Origin of the sequence: Pseudomonas sp. JY-Q (genome assembly GCF_001655295.1) — a bacterium.
GTDB classification, from domain to species: domain Bacteria; phylum Pseudomonadota; class Gammaproteobacteria; order Pseudomonadales; family Pseudomonadaceae; genus Aquipseudomonas; species Aquipseudomonas alloputida.
This window is the reverse complement of sequence record NZ_CP011525.1, coordinates 3382937-3398083: the sequence shown is the minus strand read 5'-3', so window position 1 is coordinate 3398083 and position 15147 is coordinate 3382937. Positions and strand designations below refer to the sequence as shown.

Sequence of the window (15147 nt, the reverse complement as noted above, 5' to 3'; positions counted from 1 at the left end):
GCTCTCCTTACTGCCAACTGGTGATTTCGGCGTTTTCCCCATCACCACCCGGCTGGCCGTCCTTGCCCATCGACAGCAGGTCGTACTCACCGCCGTTCTCGCCAGGTTGCCGGTAGATGTAAGGGCGGCCCCACGGGTCTTGCGGCACGGCCTTCTGCAGGTACGGGCCGGTCCAGCGAGCCTCGCCACTGGGCGCGACCACCAGCGCCTGCAGGCCTTGTTCGCTGTTGGGGTAGTGGCCGACCTCCAGACGATACAAGTCCAGGGCCTTGCTCAGCCCCTCGATCTGCGCCCGCGCTACCTTGGCCTCGGAGCGGCCTAGCTGACTGAAGTATTTGGGGGCGACGATGCCGGCCAGCAGGCCGAGTACTACCAGTACCACCAGGAGTTCAAGCAGAGTGAAGCCACGTTGCGGGTTGGTTCTGCGCTGCATGGTGAAACCCTCCACTGCATGGGGACAAGCGTTGACATGCACCATGCAACAGCCGTGCACGTCTGCCTTGGGGCCTTGCGCCATGCGGCACAGGAAGCGGCACAGTGCTTGCGTCGTGGTGAATGTCCTCGGGTTTTCCGGGGCATTTCCCCCACATCGGGGGCCACGACGAAGAGGCGACCGGCATGCGTGGACTCATCCTCGGTTTGATCTGGCTGGCGGCAGGTGCTGCCCAGGCCGATGTGTACATCTCAATCGATGCCAAGGGTGGCTACGTAATGACCAATGTCCATCGACCAGGGCGACACTATGAGAAGGTGATCAGCGAGCCGCTGGCCCAGGGCGGGCCGGTCAAAGCGCAGATGATCACCGGCCGCCCTTACGCCGAGGTAGTCGCCACGGCTGCGCGCCTCCACAACCTGCCGCCGGCGCTGCTGCACGCGGTGATCAAGGCCGAGTCCGGCTACAACCCCAAAGCCCGTTCGCGGGCGGGTGCAGTGGGGTTGATGCAACTGATGCCGGACACCGCCCGCGAGATGGGGGTGCAAGACCGCCTGGACCCGGAAGACAATGTGCAGGGCGGGGCACGCTACCTCAAGCAGATGCTCACCCTGTTCGACAACGACATCACCTTGGCCGTGGCGGCCTACAACGCTGGCCCGGATGCTGTACTGCGGCGCGGTGCCGTACCGCCGTTTGCCGAGACCCGGCGCTATGTGCCCACGGTGCTGCGCGAGTATCGAAAGTTGCAAGGGTTGACGGATGATTCGTCTTTGTAACAGCGGGCGTGCAGCTCAAGCATTCCCGCAGGGGCGGCGCCACCCTCAAGCTGTTTTGGGTAGGTGAAGTCAGGGCGAATAAATACCCTTCGGCGGATGCCATCAATTTAATACTATAGTTTCCCCAAGTCTGGGCTATAACCTTCTGAAGGTGCCCAGCTGAGGAGTCCGTTATGGACGCCGCCCCTCGTTCCGTCACTCTTGACGTGCCAGCCGGTAGCGAGTTGGCCGCCCCGCGCAAGCCATTCAACCTGCTGCGCTGGTATGCCTGGGTCAGTCTGGCCATCATTCTCTCGGTGGCGGCCGGGCTGGGGCTGATTTCCAGCCGCTTCATCATCGACGAGAGCGTCGAGCGTGATGCGTTACTCACCGCACAGTTCATCACCTCCATTGCCGATGCCGAAGTGCGCCATGTGTCGATCCCCAATGTGCGGACCATGGGCGAACTGCTCGATCCGCGCACCGACCGCAATAACTTGCCCGACGTCGACCCGCAAGCCCGACGCAAGGCCCGCGGCGAGTTCCTCGACCATATCGCTCACCTGCCCGATATGCTGCTGGCCAATATTTATGCTTTGGACCATACAGTGATCTGGTCCACCAACCCGGCACTGATCGGCAAGCTGATCGAAGGCGACGAAGACCTGAGTCGGGCTTTCGAGTACAAGATGCGGGTCTCGGCCAGCTACCACAATTTCGAACAGGCCCGCGCCGAGCAGAAGTTCATCACCCCGCCCAAGCAGTTGTTCATCGAGAACTACATTCCGCTGTTCGATGCCGATGGCGATCGGGTCACCGCGATGGTCGAGATTTACAAGGAGCCCCACGACCTGATCGCACGCATCGAGCGTGGCCTGATCCTGATCTGGTTGGCCATCACGGTCGGCGCTGCACTGGTCTATGTCGGCCTTTACGGCATCATGCACCGCGCCGCACGGCTGCTGGCGGTACAGCAGAAACGCCTGATCAGCAGCGAAACCTACGTGGCACTGGGTGAGGTGTCTTCGGCGGTGGCCCATAGCTTGCGCAACCCGCTGGCCAGTATCCGCTCAAGTGCGGAACTGGCCCTGGCGTTCGACGAAGGCCCGGCGCAACGCCAGGTCAACGATATCATCAGCCAGGTCGATCGCATGTCGCAGTGGATCCGCCAGATGCTGCAGTCACTGCGCCCGCTGAACGACGAGGTATTGGCGGTGGACTTGCCGCAGGCGTTGCAGGAAAGCCTGCAGACCTACGCTGTGCCGCTGGCGCGCAGCGGGGTAAGCCTGGACCTGCAACCGTTACCGGCCGTGCAGGTGTTGGGGCACCCGGTATTGCTGCGCCAGGTATTCAGTAGCCTGATTGCCAATGCCTTGGAGTCGATGGAGCAGGGCGGGCGGTTGCGTATCGAGGTGGTACGTCACAACCGGCGCAGCCTGACTTTGCGCCTGTCCGACAATGGCAAGGGCATGAACGAAGAGCAGCAGCGTATGGCTTTTCGACCGTTCTTTACCACCAAACAGGGTGGGCTGGGGGTGGGGCTGGTGCTGGTGAAACGCATCATGGAACGTTTCGGTGGTACGGTCCGGCTCAGCAGCAGCGAAGGCCATGGCACGAGGGTTTCGTTAAGCTTTCGACTGGCCTGAATATGTCAAATTACCTCAATATAATTTAGTAAGGTATTGATATAAAAGGATTTTTATTTTTGGGTGATAATCACCCAGATGTGGGGAATCATCCTCTAATCATTCTTAATAAGTTCTTGCAAGCTACTGAAAAATAACGTTTTTAATTTGGCATGGTCCTGCTGGCCGAGTTTTTGCAGCGAAGTTTGTGAAGCGCGACACGCGACAAATGGCAGCTGCGACTGCCCAGGTGGATTGCTACCCAGTGGCTGCTGCCATTGGCCTTGATGCAGTTCTGAACGTACGCCCTGCGCGGGAACCACGCGATGCAGATGCTGGAAAACGAAGCGCCCGACAAGGCCAATGCGACCGCCAGCGGACGGGCCGTACCCTTGCGTGAATTCAACCTGCTGCGCTGGTTTTCGGTGATCAGCCTGTTGATCATTACCGCGGTGGCAGGTGGGCTGGGTTACGTTTCGACGCGCTTCGTGGTGCGCGACAGCGTGCAGCGCGATGCCATGCTCACCGCGCAGTTCATTCAGGCAATGGCCCAGGCTGAAGTGCGTCATTCGCAATTGCCGCCTGGCACCACCATGGGCGAATTGCTGGACCCGCGGCTGGACCTGCAGCACTTGCAGTTCACCCCGGCCTTGGCCGAATCGACCCGCGTCGAGTTCCTCGATCATGTCGAGCACCTGCCGGACACCTTGCTGGCCAACGTCTATGCCCGCGACCGCACTATTGTCTGGTCCACCAACGTAGAGCTGATTGGCAAGCAGATAGAAGTTGATGGCGATCTTGAGCGCGCCTTCCGCTCGCGCAAGGCGGTGTCGGCCAGTTATCACAAGGCCGCCGAGGATCGCGAAGAGCAGAAGTTCCAGCGCGCACCGCGTTACCTGTTCATCGAGAACTACATCCCGCTGTTCGACAGCCAGGGTGAGCAGGTACTGGCCATGGTGGAAATCTACAAGGAGCCGCAGGACCTCATTCGGCGCATCCAGCGCGGCTATGTGCTGATCTGGGCCTCGACACTGGTGGGTGGGGCGTTGATCTACTTCGGCCTGTTCTGGATCGTGCGCCGTGCGGCGCACATGCTGCACCTGCAGCAGGAGCGGCTGGTGGCAAGCGAAACCTACGTGGCGCTGGGAGAAATGTCGTCGGCCGTGGCTCACAGCATGCGTAACCCGCTGGCCAACATACGCTCCAGCGCCGAACTTGCCCAGGAAACCGCCAACCCTGCTGCGCAGAAGAACATCACTGACATCATCAGCCAGGTCGACCGCATGTCGCGCTGGGTGCGCGACCTGCTGGTGTCGCTACGCCCGGCCAGTGACGACCCCGAGGCCGTGGACCTGGTGGCGGCCATCGAGGACACCCACCTGGCCTTCGCCCAGCAGATCGAACGCAACGGCGTGCGCTTCCATTTCGAAGGGCCTGACGTGCAGTGGGTGGTCAGCCAGCCGCTGCAGCTCACGCAGATTCTCAACAGCCTGTTTTCCAACGCCCTGGAGGCCATGCCCGCTGGCGGGATGCTCAATGCCCAGGTCAATGTGCAAGAAGGCCTGCGTGCCGAGTTCGTGCTGACCGACACCGGCAAAGGCATGAGCCAACAGCAGGAACGGATGGTGTTCAAACCGTTCTTCACGACCAAGCAGGGAGGCCTCGGTGTAGGCCTGGCCCTGGTCAAACGCATCATGGAACGTTTTGGCGGCTCGGTCAGCCTGAGCAGCCGCGAAGAGGAAGGAACCCGCGTCAGCCTTACATTCAATATTGCAGCGGGAGGGGAACATGGAGCACAGCATCCTGGTCGTCGAGGATGATGAAATCCTTGCCGACAACATTCGCACCTACCTCAGCCTCAAGGGCTACGAAGTCATCGTGTGCCACAGCGCGGAGCTGGCGCTGGAGCAGATCAAGCGGGCGCAACCTGACGCGGTGCTGACCGACAACTCGTTGCCAGGCATGAGCGGGCACGACCTGCTACGTACCCTGGTGGCCCAGGCGCCAGACCTTAAAGTGATCATGATGACCGGCTACGGCAATGTCGAAGATGCCGTGCAGGCGATGAAGGAGGGCGCCTTTCATTACCTGACCAAGCCGGTGGTACTGGCCGAGCTCAAACTGACCTTGGACAAGGCCCTGGCTACCGAGCGCATGGAGCGCACGCTGTCGTTCTACCAGGAGCGTGAGGCGCAGAAGTCCGGGTTGCAGGCATTGATCGGCGAGTCGCCGGTGATGCTTACCCTCAAGCACACCCTGCGCCAGGTGCTCGATGCCGAGCGGCGCATGGCCAGTGACGACCTGCCACCGGTGCTGATCGAAGGCGAGACCGGTACGGGCAAGGAACTGGTGGCCCGTGCCCTGCATTTTGATGGTTCGCGCAGTAAAGGGCCGTTCATCGAGTTCAATTGCGCTTCGATCCCTGCCAACCTGCTTGAGGCTGAACTGTTTGGCCACGAGAAGGGCGCGTTCACCGATGCCAAGGAGCGCCGGGTGGGGCTGGTGGAGGCTGCCGATGGCGGCACCCTGTTCCTTGACGAGATCGGCGAAATGGACCTGGTGCTGCAGGCCAAGCTGCTCAAGTTGCTGGAGGACCGCAGCATCCGCCGGATTGGTGCGGTGAAGGAACGCAAGGTGGATCTGCGGGTGATCAGCGCCACCAACTGTAACCTGGAGCAAATGGTGCAGCAGGGCAAATTCAGGCGTGACCTGTTCTTCCGGCTTCGCATTATCGCCCTGAAGGTGCCGCGCCTATATTCGCGTGGGCAGGACATTCTGCTACTGGCGCGGCATTTCCTTGCCCACCATAGCCGGCGTTATGGCAAGCCGAACCTGCGCTTTTCTGCCGAGGCCGAAAGCCTGATGCTCGGTTATAGCTGGCCTGGCAATGTGCGTGAATTGCGCAACATGCTGGAGCAGACCGTGTTGCTGGCGCCGAACGAGGTGGTGCAGGCGCATCAGTTGAACCTGTGTATGACCTTGGTTGACGAGCCGTTGACGCAACAGCCGATGGCGGCCATGTTCGAAATGCCGCGGCACGAGCCAGAGCCGGGTACAAGCCTGCCTGACATGGAGCGTGACCTTGTCTGCAAGACCCTGGACCGCACCGACTGGAACGTGACCAAGTCGGCGCGGATGCTTGGGTTGTCGCGGGATATGCTGCGTTACCGGATCGAGAAGTTGGGGCTGACCCGGCCTGACAAGCGTCAGTGGTAGTACAGACCGTGTCGTCAGGGGTTACCTGTGCCCGAGCTGCCTTCTCCTTGCCGGCCGGTACCTTCCGACCCACTGCCATCCATTCCCGGCAGATCGCGGTTGTCATTCTGCTTGGCCGGCGGGCTTTGCGGTTCGTTGCCCTGTACGCGCGGATCGGTGTCCCGCGGCAAAGGCTTCTCGATCGGGTTGAGGGTACTGTCCACGCCTGGCTGTGGCGCCGTATTGTGCGGGTCGTCGGGGTAGGTCGGACCGGTGCCGACAGCAAACGCCAGCTGCGAGGCGAGCAGGGCAATCGACAGGATGATTGAGCGGGGCATGGCAGGCTCCTTTGCTGTACGGGTAAGGCTCATACTTCTCTTTGGCCTTACCCGAAACGTCAAGGTGCCATTACCCCGATCAACGGTCACACCACCAGCGACAGCAACATGATGAAAATGATGCCGACGATGGACAGGATCGTCTCCATCATGCTCCAAGTCTTGAAGGTTTCTGCCACGGTCATGTTGAAGTACTGCTTCACCAGCCAGAAGCCGGCGTCGTTCACATGCGACAGGATCAGCGAGCCGGCACCGGTGGCCAGTACCAACAGCTCACGGTTCACCCCCGGCACCAGGTCGATCACCGGCGCCACGATACCCGCGCCGGTGATGGTGGCGACCGTGGCGGAGCCGGTCGCGATGCGGATCACCGCCGCCACCAGCCATGCCAGCATGATCGGCGAAATTTCTGCCTGCACAGCCATCTGCCCGATCACGTTGCCTACGCCGGTGTCCACCAGCATTTGCTTGAAGCCACCGCCAGCGCCGACGATCAGCACGATGGCGGCAGTCGGTGCCAGGCTCTGGTCGAGCATCTTCATGATCTGCTGGCGGTTGAAGCCGCGGGCCGAACCGAAGGTGTAGAAGGCCAGTAGCAGGGCGGCGAGCAGGGCGGTGATCGGGTGGCCGATCAGGTCCATCCACTGGCGCACGATGTGCTCGGCAGGCAGCACCACGTCGGCGAACGTTTTCAGCAGCATCAACGCGACCGGCAGCAGTACGGTGATCAGGGTGATGCTGAAACTTGGCAGGTTGCCCTGATCGGACTCCTTGGCGATCTGGTCCATCAGTTCCTGGGACGGGTTGCCCGGGATGTAGCGGGAAATGAAGTTACCGAACAGAGGGCCGGCGATGATCGCGGTGGGCAGTGCGACGATCAGGCCGTAGAAGATGGTCTTGCCAATGTCCGCGTGGAAAATGCCGATCGCCAGCAAGGGGCCCGGGTGTGGTGGCACCAGACCGTGCACCACCGACAGGCCGGCCAGCAGCGGAATGCCGATTTTCACCAACGAGACGCCCGAGCGCCGGGCGACGATGAACACCAGGGGAATCAGCAGCACAAAGCCGATTTCGAAGAACAGCGGGATGCCCACCAGGAAGGCGGCGAACATCATCGCCCAATGCACGTTCTTCTTGCCGAAGGCGCGGATGAGGGTTTGCGCGATCTGGTCGGCACCACCGGAGTCGGCCATCAGCTTGCCGAGCATGGTGCCCAGGGCGAGCACGATACCGACGAAGCCGAGTACGCCGCCAAAACCGTCCTGGAACGATTTCATGACCTTGGCCACCGGCATGCCGGAAGTCAGGCCCAGGAAGCCGGCCGCGAGGGTGAGGGCGACGAAGGGGTGAACCTTGAAGTGGGTGATCAGCAGGATCAGCCCGACGATGGTAACCAGCGCGTCGAGCAGCAGGAAGGTATCAGTAGCCAGTCCGAACATGGTTTGAAGGCCTCGGTCTTATCGTTGTTTTGGGCGTAGCTTTTTGGAGTCTTTGCCGCGTTTACGGGTTGGGGTAGCGCTGTCTTTGGTGAGACGGAAAAGCCGCCGAGGTCAGGCGGTTTGCGCCAGGCCCGGCTCACCGCAGCGCTTTAGCCAGTGGTCCACCGCTTCGGCCAGTGCTTCGATCGGTTGGGTGGCGTCCAGTGCCAGCGTCAGTGGCTCGCCGCGTGGCGATTCCAGGGCCGCGAACTGGCTGTCGATGAGGCTGGCCGGCATGAAGTGCCCTGGGCGAGCCAGCACGCGTTTTTCGGCCTCGGCAGGCGACAGTTCGAGGAACACGAACACCAGCCCGGGCATGGCATCGCGCAGGGTGTCGCGGTAGCGGCGCTTGAGTGCCGAGCAGGTCAGGATCGGGCGTTCACCGGCCTGGGTGGTGGCTTGCAACTCTTCACCAAGGCGGACCAGCCAGCCGGCACGGTCGCTGTCGTCCAGCGGGATGCCAGCGCTCATCTTGCGGATGTTTTCGGCAGGGTGGAAAGCGTCGCCTTCGATCAGGCGGCCGCCGCTTCTGGCAGCGATGGCAGCGCCGATGCAGCTTTTGCCGCAACCGGCCACGCCCATCACCACAATAGCGGACAGGGGAGAATTCATCAGTACCTCCTGCGGGTGAGATAGCGCTGTCTCGCCGTTGACGAACAGCCACCTCCCCGGTGTTATTGGTCTTGTCCTTACGCAGTATGGACGCCTGGTGGCGAGCGCGTGGTGGCTGCTACCAAAGATTACATTGCCTGCATCCTGAGACAGCGCTACCTTAGTGGCCGTTCCCTCTCCTTGCAAGTAGTAAAATTACAACATTCATGTCCCGCACCGGCTCCCGAACTACAGGTCGTCCCACCCTGGCTGAAGTTGCCAGGCTTTCCGGGGTTTCCCCGATTACCGCTTCGCGCGCCTTGCGTGGGGTCAGCACCGTTGCGCCTGACCTGGTGGAAAAGGTCATCGCCGCAGCGGCGAACCTTGGCTATGTGGCCAACCCGGCCGCCCGGGCGCTGGCCTCGGCACGCAGTCAGTCGGTGGTGGTGTTGATCCCGTCGTTGTCCAACCAACTGTTCATCGACACCCTGGAGGCCATTCACGAGGTCATGCGCCCTCGTGGGCTAGAGGTGCTGATCGGCAACTATCACTACGACCTTGCCGAAGAAGAGAACCTGATCCGCAATTACCTGGCCTATCAGCCCTGCGGCATTTTGCTGACCGGCTTCGAGCGTAGCGATGCTGCGCGGCAGATGCTGGCTGCCAGCGGCGTGCCGTGTGTGCACATGATGGAACTCAATGGTGAGCCAGGGGCTTTGTCAGTCGGCTTCTCGCAGCATCAGGCCGGGCGTGCTGCTGCACGGCACCTGATCGAGCGGGGGCGCAAGCGCCTTGCATTCATTGCGGCGCAACTGGACCCGAGGGTGATGCAGCGTGCCGAGGGTTTCCGTCAGGCTTTGGCAGAGGCTGGTTTGCAGGCTGCCGAGCTGGAGGTGTTGGCCCCGGAGCCATCGTCGATAGCCCTGGGCAGTGTGCTGTTCAGCCAGCTGATGCAGCAGGCGCCGGATGTCGACGGTATCTTCTTCTGTAACGACGACCTGGCTCAGGGCGCGGTGCTGCAGGCCTTGCGTCAAGGGGTGGAGGTGCCACGCCAGGTGGCGATGGTCGGTTTCAACGATCTACCGGCCTCGGCGCATATGGTGCCACGGCTGACCTCGATTCGCACACCACGGGCTGCGGTGGGGCGGGGCGCAGCGCAGGCGTTGCTGGCGTTGCTGGATGGCAAGCGGGTGACGAATGCGCAGCAGGATCTGGGCTTTGAGCTGATGGTGCGCGAGAGCACCTGAGAGTGCCCGCCAAGGCCTTCTCGCGCGAATGCCACAGGAATGATTGGCCCGAAACGAATGTGCAGCGGGTTTACCTGCGAAGCGGGCGACGGGGGCATGGCACCGGCTGCGCCGGTGTTCGCGGGTGAACCCGCTCCTACAGGCGCTGTCGATGCCACGACTTGCCAACGGCGATCTATGCTCAGAAAACCGCGCATAGGGAGCCCCGCGTCATGTTCGATTTCCACCGCAAGTCTGATTTGGCAGAAATCCAGCGCAACCGCCAGGCGTTGGCCAATGCGCAAGCCAAACTGGCCGCTATCGGCCGTTCCATGGCAATGATCGAGTTCGCCCCTGACGGCACTATCCTCGACGCCAACGAGCGCTTCTGCCAGGCCATGGGCTACAGCGCTGACGAGCTGCGAGGCAAGCATCACCGGCTGTTCTGTGAGCCGGACTATGCAAAAAGCGCCGAATACCAGCAACTGTGGCGCGAGTTGGGGCAGGGCAAGGCAATCAGCGGTACGTTCGAGCGCATCGACAAGGCGGGTCGCGAGGTCTGGCTGGAAGCCAGTTACATGCCCGTGCTGGACGAGCACCGGCAAGTCACCAGCGTAATCAAGGTGGCATCGGACATCACCCAGCGGGTGGTGCTGGAGCACGAGAGCGAAAGCCTGCTCAAGGCCATCAGCCGCTCCATGGCGGTGATCGAGTTCACCCCGCAAGGCCGGGTGATCAAGGCCAACCAGAACTTTCTCGACACCATGGGTTACCGCCTTGATGAAGTGGTTGGCCGCCATCACGGGCTGTTCTGCCTGGCGCATGAACGCGAATCGGCCCAGTACCGGGAGTTCTGGGCTTCGCTGAACCGTGGCGAATACCACTCGCACCGCTTCGAACGCGTCAACAAGCAAGGCCAGACTGTTTTCCTGGAGGCCTCCTACAACCCGATCTTCGACAGCAAGGGCCGCCTGTGCAAAGTGGTCAAGTTTGCCAGCGACATCACCCATCAAGTCTGCACCCAGCAAAGCGCCGCCCATGCCGCCCATGCCAGTTCGGTGCAGACCGATGCCTGCGCGCGCAAGGGTACCGAAGTGGTGCAGCAGACCGTGCAGGTAATCGAGCAGATTTCCCAGGAGCTTAACGACGCAGCGCGCAGCATCGATGCGGTAAACAAGCAGTCGGATGTGATCGGGCAGATTGTGCTGACCATTCGTGGCATCGCCGACCAGACCAACCTGTTGGCCCTTAATGCAGCCATCGAGGCCGCGCGTGCCGGCGAGCACGGGCGAGGCTTTGCCGTGGTGGCCGATGAGGTGCGCAACCTGGCCGCGCGAACCAGCAAGGCCACCCTGGAAATCGTCGATGTGGTGCGGCAGAACCACGACCTGTCGCTATTGGCAGTGGCCAGCATGCAATCGAGCCTCAACCGTACCGGTCACGGCGTGGCATTGGCCAATGAGGCGGGGACAGTGATCATGGAAATTCAGCAAGGTTCACGGCACGTCGTGGACGCCATCAGCCAGATCAGCTCGACGCTGCAATTGCATTGAGCGCCTCGCGCATCTCGTCAAGCAGTGCCTGCAGGCTGACTTGCAGTTGCCCGCGTTGCTCAACGGTTGGTAGCCCTCGTGCGTGGGCGTGTTCGATGGCTTCACAGTCTTGGACCACGGTGCGCACCCTGATCATTTTGGCGCCACCCTTGATGCGGTGGGCCAAGGCGCGTACCGCTTCATCAGGGGCGTCTGTGGCCAAGGCACGCAGGGCGGCCAGGTCTTCACCGACGCTTATCGACAATTGCTCCAGCAAATGCCGCGTCAACTGTTCGTCGTCCTGGGTCAGGTGGCGCAATTCGGCCAGGTCGAACCCACCATGGGAAGGCTCCGGCGACGGCTGCTGAGGGCGCACCTGGGGCAGATGGGTCTTGAGCGTGCGCAGACCAATCGGCTTGAACAGGCATTCGTCCATGCCGCTGGCCAGGCAGCGAGTACGCTCCTCGGCCTGGGCGTTGGCGGTCACGCCAAGAATACGGCCTGCTGGCAGGCCGCGTTCGCCCTCCAGGCTACGAATGCGCCGGGTGAGTTCATGCCCGTCCATGACCGGCATGCTGCAATCGGTGATCACCAGGTCGAAGCGCGCTTCCTGCCAGCGTGCAAGGGCGATCTCGCCATTCTCCGCCAGTGTCACGTGGTGCCCCAGGGTTTGCAGTTGCCGTTCCAGCAATAGCAGGTTGGCTGGGTAGTCGTCGACCACCAGAATATTGAGCGGGCCGCTGTTGCTTTCATGTGTCGTGAGTTGCGGGTCCGCTTGTGCCGGGGCTTCGCAGGCGGGTAACCGCAGGCTGACTTGTACCCGGGTACCAACGCCCTCGACGCTCTGAAGGCTCAGGGCGCCGCCCATCAGTTCGGCCAGGGTACGGCTGATGACCAACCCCAGGCCTGCCCCTTGACGTGCCCTTGGGCCATCGACCTGAACGAAGGCACTGAACAGCCTGGCCTGGTCGGCGGGGCTGATGCCGATGCCGGTGTCACGCACATTCAGCTCGATAGCCAGAGCGCCGTGGCCGGCAACTTTGGGCAGCAGCAGGCATGCCTGCACTTCACCACGGTCGGTGAACTTGATGGCGTTGCTGATCAGGTTGGACAGAATTTGCTTGAGTCGCAGTGGGTCAGCCAGCACCCATACCGGCTCTGCAGGCAGCTCGCCCTGCAGATGCAACCCTTTGGCCCGGGCATTGCCTTCGAACACCCGCAGCGTGGCGCGCACCAGTTCGACCAGATTGGTAGGCACCGGTTGCAGGCTGATATGGCCGGATTCGATGCGGGAAATGTCGAGAATATCGCCAATCAGCTCAAGCAGGCCAATGGCCGAATCATGGGCGGTCTGCAAGGTCTGGGCGTCGCTGCGGCCGCTGCGGCTATCTTCCAGGGCCAGTTCCAGCAGACCGATCACCGCATTCATCGGGGTACGGATCTCATGGCTCATGGTGGCCAGGAAGGTGCTTTTGGTCTGGCTGGCCTGTTCGGCATCGTCTTTGGCCTGGCGTAACTGTTCCAGCAGCCCACGGCTCAGCGCGAGCTGTGCCTGCAGTGCGTGCTGTGCCTCGGTGCGCTGGTTGATCAGCTTGCGCAGGTAGCTGTTCCAGAACACCACCCCGGCCAGCAGCAGGGCCGACAGCACCAGCACCTGCAAAGCCAAGGTGCGGTAGTCGCGCCATGGGCTGTCGCTCACCAGTGTGCTGGTGCGCCAGCGGTTGATCAACTGGTCCAGTTCTTCAGGTGGAATGCTTAGCAGCGCCTTGTCGAGAATGGCCTGCAGCTGTGGCTGGTCGGCGGCTACGGCAAAGGCGGCAATGGCCGGGGCGTCGTCGAGCACGCTGGCAATGCGCAAACGGTCCTTGAACACATGGCTGATGTAATAGGCCGCATTGATATGGCTGCTCAGGGCCACGTCGGCAACACCGTTGGCCACGGCCTCCATCTGGCCCAGTGGGTTGTCAACTTCGACGATCTTGGCCTGCGGGTATCGCTGTTGCAAAACGGCCTGCAGCGGTGAGCCGCGCACCAAGGCGATGCGCTTGTCATCCAGGGCCTTGGTCTGTGCAGGTGATTCACCGTCGTTGCGGGTGACAAGCACGCGCGGGCTGACCAGGTAGGGGCGGGTGTAGCGCAGTTGCTTCAAGCGGTCGGCACCATAGCCCAGCGCCCCGATCATCTGTGCCTCGCCGTGCACCAGGCGGTCGATCATGGCCTGCGATGAAGCACTCTCGACGGGTGTGAACTGCAGCCCAGTGCGCAGCGAGATCTGCTTGAGCAGGTCCAGGGTGATACCGCTAGGGCGGTGCTGAGCATCGTTGAACGTCAAAGGTGCCAGCGAGGTATTGACCAGTACGCTGATAGTGGGGTGGGCGGTGATCCAGGCTTCTTCTTCTTCGCTCAAGGCAGTGAGGTGGCGCTGCAGCAGCAGGCTGGTGTTACCACTGCTCCAGCGGCGCAGAATGTTCAGGCGTTCACTTTCGCTAATGCGTGACAGCGCCTTGTCCACCAGCCGATGCAGGCGCGGGTTGTCGCTGGCTATGGCGAAGGCAAAAGCCTCTGGAGCCAGTTGGGAGAAATGGTCGATTTTCAACGTGCCCTGAAAACTTTTGCCGATCATGTAGTCGGTGCTGATCGCATCGCCCAGATAGGCGTCCGCCTCGCCCAACACCACAGCAGCGAGCCCGGCCAGGGTCGAGCGGTACAGGCTCAGTTGCGCCTTGGGGTACAGGGTGCGAACGCTGACGGCCGGCAGGTAGTGATCGACCATCGCCAGGCGCAGGCCGGCGAGGTCGGGCGTGCTTTTCAAGCTGTGCCCCTCACGGGTGACGATCACTGGCAGGTCGTCGGCATAGGGGGTGCTCAGGCTAAGCTGGGCGTCTGCCGCTTCGAAGGCGTTGGAGCTACCTAGCAAGTCGATATGGCCATCACGCAGGGCAGTGATGGCCTCGTGACGGCTGTCAAAACGGCGTACTTCAATGGGTATGTCAAGCTGTTCGCCGATGATGCCGGCGTAGTCTGCGCTTAACCCCTCATAGTCATGCTGACTGACATTGATTTCGAACGGGGGGTAGTCGGGGCGCGCGCTACCCAGTATCAGGCGTTGGCGATTTTTCAGCCAGTGGCGATCATCGCCGGATAACGTCAGTGGGGCAGCGGCACTGATTGAGCGCGCCAGCAGATGGCGTGGTTCGCTGCTGGCCTGCAGCACCGTGGAGTTGGCCAGACCGATAGCCAGAAGGACGCTCGCCAGCAACTGTTTCATGGTAGCCGAGCGCTCAATAGACGCTGTTGCGCTTGGCCAGGTCGACCATTTCCACGAGAGACTCAGTCTTGAGCTTTTCCATGATGCGGCCCCGGTAGGTGCTGATGGTCTTGGCGCTGAGGTTCATGCACGTGCCGATGTTCTTGTTGTTCTCGCCGCGCGCAAGGCGCCGCAGCACTTCCATTTCTCGGTTGGAGAGACTGGCCAGGCGCACTGGCTCGCTCTCCAGCGAGTTGCTGTTGACCGACATTTGCGGAAAGGTCGAATAACCTTTGGTCAGGGCCTTGAGGGCGAACAGCAGGGCCTCGTGGTCCTCTTCCTTGGTGACGAAGGCACCTATCCCGGCATCCAGGCAGCGGCGTACATACAGGTCAGTGGCCTGGCCGGTCAGCACCATGATCTTCGGTACCGGCTCCAGGCTCTGCAATCGCTTGATGACTTCCATGCCGTCAAGGCCAGGCAGGCCGATGTCGAGAATGACTACGTCCGGGCGCAGTTCGCGGGCTACCTGAGCCACTTCACTGCCATTGCCGACCTCGCCGATGACATGGAAGCGCTCGCGCTCGAGCAGTAGGCGCAGGGACAGCCGGACAATGGGGTGGTCGTCGACGATCAGCACGGTTGTCATGAGGAAAACTCCTGTAGGGATGTGGTCCGCTTCCTGGAACACTCAGGAATACGTCTGCAAGTGGGGTTATCGGAA

At 61.7% G+C, this 15147-nt stretch carries 12 protein-coding genes and 1 pseudogene; 7 read left to right on the top strand and 6 right to left on the bottom strand.

Annotated elements, in window-relative coordinates; all coding sequences use genetic code 11:
• Positions 1-7: 7 nt before the first annotated feature.
• Positions 8-433 (bottom strand): type II secretion system major pseudopilin GspG, encoded by a 426-nt coding sequence (gene gspG / locus AA098_RS15430; RefSeq protein WP_003253843.1) that lies wholly within the window; start codon positions 431-433, stop codon positions 8-10.
• Positions 434-618: 185 nt separating this feature from the next.
• Between gspG and AA098_RS15425 the strand changes: the two genes are divergently transcribed.
• The 4 genes from AA098_RS15425 to AA098_RS15410 all read left to right on the top strand — a co-directional run bounded on the left by AA098_RS15425 (position 619) and on the right by AA098_RS15410 (position 6032).
• The gene (locus AA098_RS15425; RefSeq protein WP_060538428.1) at positions 619-1212 is read left to right on the top strand and encodes a transglycosylase SLT domain-containing protein; all 594 of its coding nucleotides are present in this window, start codon (positions 619-621) and stop codon (positions 1210-1212) included.
• Between the two features lie 173 nt (positions 1213-1385).
• Positions 1386-2837 carry a HAMP domain-containing sensor histidine kinase gene (locus AA098_RS15420; RefSeq protein ID WP_064614678.1) on the top strand — a complete coding sequence of 484 codons (1452 nt, stop codon included), beginning with the start codon at positions 1386-1388 and terminating at the stop codon, positions 2835-2837.
• A gap of 305 nt (positions 2838-3142) precedes the next feature.
• Complete coding sequence (locus AA098_RS15415) at positions 3143-4636, top strand: HAMP domain-containing sensor histidine kinase (RefSeq protein ID WP_004576568.1); 1494 nt, start codon at positions 3143-3145, stop codon at positions 4634-4636.
• Entirely contained in the window at positions 4605-6032 is a 1428-nt protein-coding gene (locus AA098_RS15410) for a sigma-54 dependent transcriptional regulator (RefSeq protein WP_003253836.1), read from the top strand. The genes AA098_RS15415 and AA098_RS15410 overlap by 32 nt, the downstream gene beginning before the upstream one ends.
• 14 nt (positions 6033-6046) lie before the next feature.
• Here AA098_RS15410 and AA098_RS15405 read toward each other — a convergent pair whose 3' ends face one another.
• From AA098_RS15405 to AA098_RS15395, 3 genes are all read right to left on the bottom strand, one after another.
• A complete protein-coding gene (locus AA098_RS15405; RefSeq protein ID WP_060546692.1) occupies positions 6047-6349 on the bottom strand; it encodes a hypothetical protein in 303 nt (100 codons plus the stop codon).
• Positions 6350-6435: 86 nt separating this feature from the next.
• Positions 6436-7788, bottom strand: coding sequence for a GntP family permease (locus AA098_RS15400; RefSeq protein ID WP_003253832.1), 1353 nt, complete (start codon positions 7786-7788; stop codon positions 6436-6438).
• 111 nt (positions 7789-7899) lie between these two features.
• Complete coding sequence (locus AA098_RS15395; protein ID WP_003253831.1) at positions 7900-8439, bottom strand: gluconokinase; 540 nt, start codon at positions 8437-8439, stop codon at positions 7900-7902.
• Positions 8440-8645: 206 nt separating this feature from the next.
• On the opposite strand from AA098_RS15395, the gene AA098_RS15390 reads away from it, so the two are divergent.
• The 3 genes and pseudogenes from AA098_RS15390 to AA098_RS30225 all read left to right on the top strand — a co-directional run bounded on the left by AA098_RS15390 (position 8646) and on the right by AA098_RS30225 (position 11197).
• Positions 8646-9665, top strand: a complete 1020-nt coding sequence (locus AA098_RS15390; RefSeq protein ID WP_003253830.1) for a LacI family DNA-binding transcriptional regulator — start codon at positions 8646-8648, stop codon at positions 9663-9665.
• A 212-nt stretch (positions 9666-9877) separates the two neighbouring features.
• A pseudogene (locus AA098_RS30230) lies at positions 9878-10660 on the top strand (PAS domain-containing protein); the annotation flags it as partial.
• 42 nt (positions 10661-10702) lie between these two features.
• Positions 10703-11197, top strand: coding sequence for a methyl-accepting chemotaxis protein (locus tag AA098_RS30225; RefSeq protein WP_371044604.1), 495 nt, complete (start codon positions 10703-10705; stop codon positions 11195-11197).
• Here the strand turns inward: AA098_RS30225 and AA098_RS15380 are convergent.
• A complete protein-coding gene (locus AA098_RS15380) occupies positions 11172-14444 on the bottom strand; it encodes a transporter substrate-binding domain-containing protein (RefSeq protein WP_064614676.1) in 3273 nt (1090 codons plus the stop codon). The genes AA098_RS30225 and AA098_RS15380 overlap by 26 nt on opposite strands.
• Before the next feature lie 13 nt (positions 14445-14457).
• Complete coding sequence (locus tag AA098_RS15375) at positions 14458-15072, bottom strand: response regulator transcription factor (RefSeq protein WP_003253824.1); 615 nt, start codon at positions 15070-15072, stop codon at positions 14458-14460.
• Between the last annotated feature and the right edge of the window lie 75 nt (positions 15073-15147).